This is a genomic window from Mycobacterium asiaticum (assembly GCF_001668675.1).
Lineage (GTDB): Bacteria > Actinomycetota > Actinomycetes > Mycobacteriales > Mycobacteriaceae > Mycobacterium > Mycobacterium asiaticum_D.
The window spans coordinates 1-6,425 of record NZ_LZKQ01000304.1 but is presented as its reverse complement, the minus strand read 5'-3'; the positions used below and the strand labels follow the sequence as shown (position 1 = coordinate 6,425).

5 protein-coding genes and 1 pseudogene are annotated in these 6,425 nt (G+C 68.2%); 4 read left to right on the top strand and 2 right to left on the bottom strand.

Features of this window, described 5'->3' with window-relative positions:
• Positions 1-1,467 (top strand): RelA/SpoT family protein (locus A9X01_RS25220; protein WP_081282629.1); only part of this gene is annotated, 1,467 nt, incomplete at its 5' end.
• A gap of 93 nt (positions 1,468-1,560) precedes the next feature.
• Here A9X01_RS25220 and A9X01_RS25215 read toward each other — a convergent pair.
• A pseudogene (locus A9X01_RS25215) lies at positions 1,561-2,562 on the bottom strand (serine/threonine-protein kinase); the annotation flags it as partial.
• Positions 2,563-2,626: 64 nt separating this feature from the next.
• On the bottom strand, positions 2,627-3,532 hold the full coding sequence (locus tag A9X01_RS25210) for a peptidylprolyl isomerase (protein ID WP_065123329.1): 906 nt from the start codon (positions 3,530-3,532) through the stop codon (positions 2,627-2,629).
• Positions 3,533-3,575: 43 nt separating this feature from the next.
• Here A9X01_RS25210 and A9X01_RS25205 point away from each other — a divergent pair, with 43 nt between their 5' ends.
• The 3 genes from A9X01_RS25205 to A9X01_RS25195 form a co-directional block, all read left to right on the top strand.
• Positions 3,576-4,250, top strand: a complete 675-nt coding sequence (locus A9X01_RS25205; protein ID WP_065123328.1) for an MBL fold metallo-hydrolase — start codon at positions 3,576-3,578, stop codon at positions 4,248-4,250.
• Positions 4,247-5,509 (top strand): histidine--tRNA ligase, encoded by a 1,263-nt coding sequence (gene hisS, locus A9X01_RS25200; RefSeq protein ID WP_065123327.1) that lies wholly within the window; start codon positions 4,247-4,249, stop codon positions 5,507-5,509. Before A9X01_RS25205 ends, hisS begins: the two co-directional genes overlap by 4 nt.
• A 117-nt stretch (positions 5,510-5,626) precedes the next feature.
• Positions 5,627-6,425 (top strand): PE domain-containing protein (locus tag A9X01_RS25195; protein WP_081282627.1); only part of this gene is annotated, 799 nt, incomplete at its 3' end.

Sequence of the window (6,425 nt, the reverse complement as noted above, 5' to 3'; positions counted from 1 at the left end):
CAGAAGATGATCGTCAAGGGCCGCGACTTCGACGACATCCACGACCTGGTCGGCATCCGCATCCTGTGCGACGAGATCCGTGACTGTTATGCCGCTGTGGGCGTGGTGCATTCGCTGTGGCAGCCGATGGCGGGCCGCTTCAAGGACTACATCGCGCAGCCCAGATACGGGGTGTACCAATCACTGCACACCACCGTCGTCGGCCCGGAGGGCAAGCCGCTGGAGGTGCAGATTCGCACCCGCGACATGCACCGCACCGCCGAGTACGGCATCGCCGCGCACTGGCGGTACAAGGAAGCCAAGGGCCGCAACGGTGTTCCGCATCCGCACGCCGCCGCCGAGATCGACGACATGGCCTGGATGCGTCAGTTGCTCGACTGGCAACGGGAGGCCGCCGACCCCGGTGAGTTTTTGGAGTCGTTGCGTTACGACCTTGCGGTGCAAGAGATCTTCGTGTTCTCGCCCAAGGGTGACGTGTTCACCCTGCCGGCCGGGTCCACGCCGGTGGACTTCGCCTACGCGGTGCACACCGAGGTGGGGCATCGCTGCATCGGCGCGCGGGTCAACGGCCGACTGGTGGCCTTGGAACGCAAGCTGGAAAACGGCGAAGTCGTCGAGGTTTTCACGTCCAAGGCGCAGAACGCCGGCCCGTCACGGGACTGGCAACAGTTCGTGGTGTCCCCGCGTGCCAAGACCAAGATCCGGCAGTGGTTCGCCAAGGAGCGTCGCGAAGAGGCGCTGGAATCCGGCAAGGAAGCCATGGCCCGCGAGGTGCGGCGCGGTGGACTTCCCTTGCAGCGCTTAGTCAATGGTGAATCGATGGCCGCGGTGGCCCGCGAGCTGCACTACACCGACGTCTCGGCGATGTACACCGCGATCGGTGAGGGACACGTCTCGGCCCGCCACGTGGTGCAGCGGCTGCTGGCCGAACTCGGCGGGATCGACCAGGCCGAGGAGGATCTGGCTGAGCGGTCCACGCCGGCGACCATGCCGCGCCGGCCGCGCAGCACCGAAGACGTGGGCGTCTCGGTTCCCGGCGCCCCGGGCGTGCTGACCAAGCTGGCCAAGTGCTGCACCCCGGTGCCGGGCGATCAGATCATGGGCTTCGTGACCCGCGGCGGGGGAGTGAGCGTGCACCGCACCGACTGCACCAACGCCGCGTCACTGCAGCAGCAGGCCGAGCGCATCATCGAGGTGCTGTGGGCGCCGTCCCCGTCCTCGGTGTTCCTGGTGGCGATCCAGGTGGAGGCCCTGGACCGGCACCGGTTGCTCTCGGACGTGACACGGGTGCTGGCCGATGAGAAGGTGAACATCCTCTCCGCGTCGGTCACCACCTCCGGTGACCGGGTGGCGATCAGCAGGTTCACCTTCGAGATGGGCGACCCCAAGCATCTCGGGCACCTGTTGAACGTCGTTCGCAATGTCGAAGGCGTCTACGACGTGTACCGGGTGACGTCAGCAGCATAGTCACCCGGATTACGGAGTCGGACCGCCGGTCGTGGTGTCGGTGACCTCGGTGGTCTCGGACGAGTCGGTGCTGTCCGTTGTCGTCTCGCTCGTCGGTGGCGCCTGGGTGGTGGTCGTGGTGGTCGTCGGCGGGGTGCTCGGGCCCGGATCGTCGTTGCTCGCGAAAACAGCGACCACCACAGCCACCAGCAACAGCAACAACCCCGAGCCGGCGACAGTCAACACCAGCGCGCTGCGGCTACCCGCCTGAACCGGCCCGGTCGGACCCTCGGGGCATGGCTGGTGGTATGCCCCGGCCGGCGGCGACGGCGGCGGCGGGGGCAGCACCAAACCTCCTCCACCTAGCGCCGCGCGGGCGGCGTCGGAGAGTTCGAGCACCGTCTGATACCGCGCTTGCGGGTCCTTTGCCATACCGCGGGCCACCACCGTGTCGAAGGCCGGCGGAATGTCGGGCGCGACCGCCGTCGGCCGCGGCGGCGGGGAGTGCAGGTGGCCCTTGATCTGCTCTTCGTAACTGTCCCCCGGATACGGCCGTTGCCCGGTCAGGCACTCGTACAGCACGCACGCCAACGAATACACATCGGCGCGGGGATCCGTTGTGCCACTAAACCTTTCGGGCGCGAGATAGGCCAGGGTGCCCATCGTGTGCCCGGTGTTGGTCAGCGCCGTGTCGGTGGTGGCGCGGGCCAACCCGAAGTCGATCAGATAGACGAAGTCCCGGGCGCTGGCGACCAGGATGTTGGAGGGTTTGACGTCGCGGTGCACCAGTCCGGCCCGGTGCGCGCTGTCCAGTGCCGCGGCGACCTGTTCGATGATCGCGACCGTCTTCGCGGGGCTGACGCGGCCGCCGTTCTCGGCGATGAACCGCACCAGATCGCGACCCTCGACCAGGCGCATGTCGACGTAGAGCCGGCCGTCGATCTCCCCGAAGCTGTGGATGGGCACGATGTGGGGGTCGTTGAGGCCGGCCGCAGTGCGGGCCTCGCGGCGGAAGCGTTGCTCGAATTCCTTGTCCTCCGCCAGGTGCGGGGGCAGCACCTTGATGGCCACGACGCGATCGGTCGCGGTGTCGTAGGCGCGATAGACCTGGCCCATGCCACCGCGCCCCAGCAGTCCCTGCAGCTGGTAGCGACCGAATGCGGTTTCGGCCACGAATCTCCTAGTCGAGCAGTACCGACGTGACGGTCACATCCAGGGCCGGCGGTCCGTCGTCGCCGCCGCCCTTCACGCCGGCCGCCGCGATCTTGTCGAGGGTAGCCAGCCCGTCGGCCTGGATGGTCCCGAACACCGTGTACTCCGGCGGCAGCGCCGAGTCTCGGTAAACCAGGAAGAACTGGCTGCTGTTGGTGTTCGGACCCGCGTTGGCCATGGCGATCGTGCCACGCGGATAGATGACGGGCTCTTTGAGCTTGGGGTCGTTGGCCGGGTACTGGTTGGTCGGGTATTCGTTGGCGAATTGGTAGCCCGGTCCGCCGGTGCCGTCGCCCTTGGGGTCCCCGCACTGCAGCACCGACAGGGACGGCGACGTGGTCAGCCGGTGGCATTTGGTGTCCTTGAAGAACCCCTGGTTGGCCAGGCTCGCGAAACTGTTCACCGTGCAAGGTGATTCGTTGTTGGCAAGCATCAGGCCGAGGTTGCCCTGACTGGTCACCATGCTGACGCTGACCTGCGCCGGCTCGGTGGGCACCTTGCCGGTCCGCGGCGGCTTGACCTCCTTGCCGGCCTTGTCAGGCGAGGCGGGGTACTGGCAGTTGGCGCCCAGGTTCGGCGGCGCCTTGAACTGCGGCAGCGGCACCGCGTTGCCGAGCTGCACCGGCGGCAGGCCGGCCGCCGACGGTGACTCCGGTGCGGAACTGCTGGGCGTGGCCGAAGCCGACGGATTGCCCTTGTTGTCGTCCTTGCTGACGACGACGGCAACCACCACGGCGGCGACCACCGCCACCGCGGCCACCGCGCCCCCGGCGATCGTCAGGATCCGGCGCCGCTTGGCTTGCTTGGCGCGGCGCTCCAGCTGCCGCTCGAGTTTGCGCTTGGCCGTCGCACGTCGCTGCTGGTTCGTTGGCACGGCCGCCATCATTCCATGACGCTGGGGATGGGAAACTGGGACCATGTTGGTCACCGGATTCCCCGCCGGGTTGCTGCAGTGCAACTGCTACGTGGTGGCGGAGCGGCCTGGATCCGACGCCCTGATCGTCGACCCCGGCCAGCGGGCGATGGGCCAGCTGCGCGGCATCCTCGACAAGCACCGGCTGACCCCGGCCGCGGTGCTGATCACCCACGGCCACATCGATCACATGTGGTCGGCCCAGAAGGTGTCGGACACCTTCGGGTGCCCGACCTTCATCCATCCCGAGGACCGGTTCATGCTCAAGGACCCGATTTACGGGCTCGGCCCGCGGGTCGCCCAGCTGATGGCCGGCGCGTTCTTCCGCGAACCCAAGCAGGTCGTCGAGTTGGACCGCGACGGAGACAAGCTCGACCTGGGCGGCATCTCGGTCAACGTCGACCACACGCCCGGCCACACCCGTGGCTCGGTGTGCTTCCGGATCCGGCAGGCCGCCGAGAACGACGCCGACGTGGTGTTCACCGGCGACACGTTGTTCGAGCGGTCGGTCGGGCGCACCGACCTGTTCGGCGGCAGCGGCCGGGACCTGCTGCGCTCCATCGTCGATAAATTGCTGGTGCTCGACGACCCCACCGTGGTACTGCCCGGGCATGGCAACGCCACCACCATCGGCGCTGAGCGCCGGTTCAACCCGTTCCTCGAAGGTTTGAGTTCGTGACGGAATTCGTTGCGCCCAAAGGTGTTCCGGACTACCTACCGCCGGATTCCGCGCAGTTCGTCGCGGTGCGCGACAGGCTGCTCGGCGCCGCCCGCCGCGCCGGTTACGGCGACATCGAGCTGCCGATCTTCGAGGACACCGCCCTGTTCGCCCGTGGTGTCGGCGAGTCCACCGATGTGGTGTCCAAGGAGATGTACACCTTCGCCGACCGCGGCGACCGGTCGGTGACGCTGCGGCCCGAAGGCACCGCCGGGGTGGTGCGCGCGGTCATCGAACATGGCCTGGACCGCGGCGCACTGCCGGTCAAGCTGTGCTACGCCGGTCCGTTCTTCCGCTACGAACGGCCGCAGGCCGGCCGCTACCGCCAGTTGCAGCAGGTGGGTGTCGAGGCGATCGGTGTGGACGACCCGGCGCTGGACGCCGAGGTGATCGCGGTGGCCGACGCCGGATTCCGGTCCCTGGGCCTGGATGGGTTCCGGCTGGAGATCACCTCCCTCGGCGACGAGAGCTGCCGACCGCAGTACCGAGAACTGTTGCAGAATTTCCTGTTTGGACTCGACCTCGACGAGGACACCAGACGGCGGGCCGAGATCAACCCGCTGCGGGTGCTCGATGACAAACGCCCCGAGGTCAAGGCGATGACCGCCGACGCGCCGGTGTTGCTCGATCATCTCTCCGATGCCGCCAAGCAACACTTCGACACCGTGCTCTCGCACCTGGACGCGCTGGGTGTTCGGTATGTGATCAACCCGCGGATGGTGCGCGGCCTGGATTACTACACCAAGACCACGTTCGAGTTCGTGCACGACGGGCTGGGCGCGCAATCCGGTATCGGCGGCGGTGGCCGGTACGACGGGCTGATGCGGCAGCTGGGTGGGCAGGACCTGTCCGGGATCGGGTTCGGGCTGGGCGTGGACCGCACGCTGCTCGCCCTGCGTGCCGAGGGCAAGAGCGTGGGTCAGCCCGCCCGCTGCGACGTGTTCGGCGTGCCGTTGAGTGAGGCGGCCAAGCTGCGCCTGGCGGTGCTGGGTGGCGCCCTGCGGGCGGCCGGCGTGCGCGTCGACCTGGCCTACGGTGACCGCGGGCTCAAAGGGGCCATGCGAGCGGCCGACCGCTCCGGCGCGCGACTGGCATTGGTTGCCGGCGACCGCGACATCGACGCCGGCACCGTCGGCGTCAAGGACCTCAGGACCGGGGATCAGGTATCGGTTCCGTTGGATTCCGTTGTCGCAGAGGTCCTTTCGCTGCTCGACTCATAGCCGCCCAACCGATCCCACGATTTGCCGGGTGCGGTTCCGGCTGTTCGAGTAGCCTCACCTACTGTTTGCGTCTAGGCGACCGGATCGGGCCCGGTTGCCGGGCAAGGAGGCCCCTCGATGTCGTATGTGGTGACAGCACCGGATTTTCTGGTCTGCGCCGCAAGCGATTTGAGTGCCCTCGGGACGGCCGTCGACGCGGCGAACAGGGCAGCGGCGCACTCCGTCACGTCGTTACTGACGGCCGGGGCCGACGAGGTGTCGACCCGCATTGCGGATCTGTTCAGTGCGCACGGCCGCGCCTACCAGGCGGTCAGCGCGCAGGCGGCGCAGTACGGCGAGCGCTTGGTGCGCACCCTGACGGCGAACGCTGATGCCTACCTGGGCACCGAAATCGTCAACGCTGCCCAGCCGCCACCGGCGGCCGGTGTACGGCTCACGGTCGGGGGTGCGGGCCCGCTGTACGCGCCGCGTTTGCTGACCGAGCTGCCCGCCCTGGGGCAGATCGCTCTGCAAGGCATCTCCGCGCCCTGGTCGGCGTCGGTCCTGCAGGCATACCACCTGCTCAACCCGCTGGTCGGCGAGAACTGGTTCCCCGACAGCCTGGCTCAGGTGGTCAACTACCCGGCCAGCATGGGCATCTTCAGCGGCAGCCCGCTCGCGCCGACCGTGAACCAGGCCGTCGCAATGGGACGGCTCACGCTCGACCAAATGATCACGAGTGCGGTCGCCGGCAGCGGTGGTGCACCGGTGCACATCGCCGGGCTGTCGATGGGGTCCCTCGTCGTCAACCGCGAGCTGGCGTACCTGGCGAGCAGCCCGAGCGCCCCGCCGCCCGACGCGCTGCAGTTCGCCTTGTTCTCCAGTCCTGAGCTGGGCCTGGCCGCCACCTACCTGCCGACCGGGATGACCGTGCCGC

Coding starts and splice junctions, on each gene's coding strand:
- A9X01_RS25205 (WP_065123328.1), top strand. CDS start 3,576: ATGTTGGTCACCGGATTCCCCGCCGGGTTGCTGCAGTGCAACTGCTAC.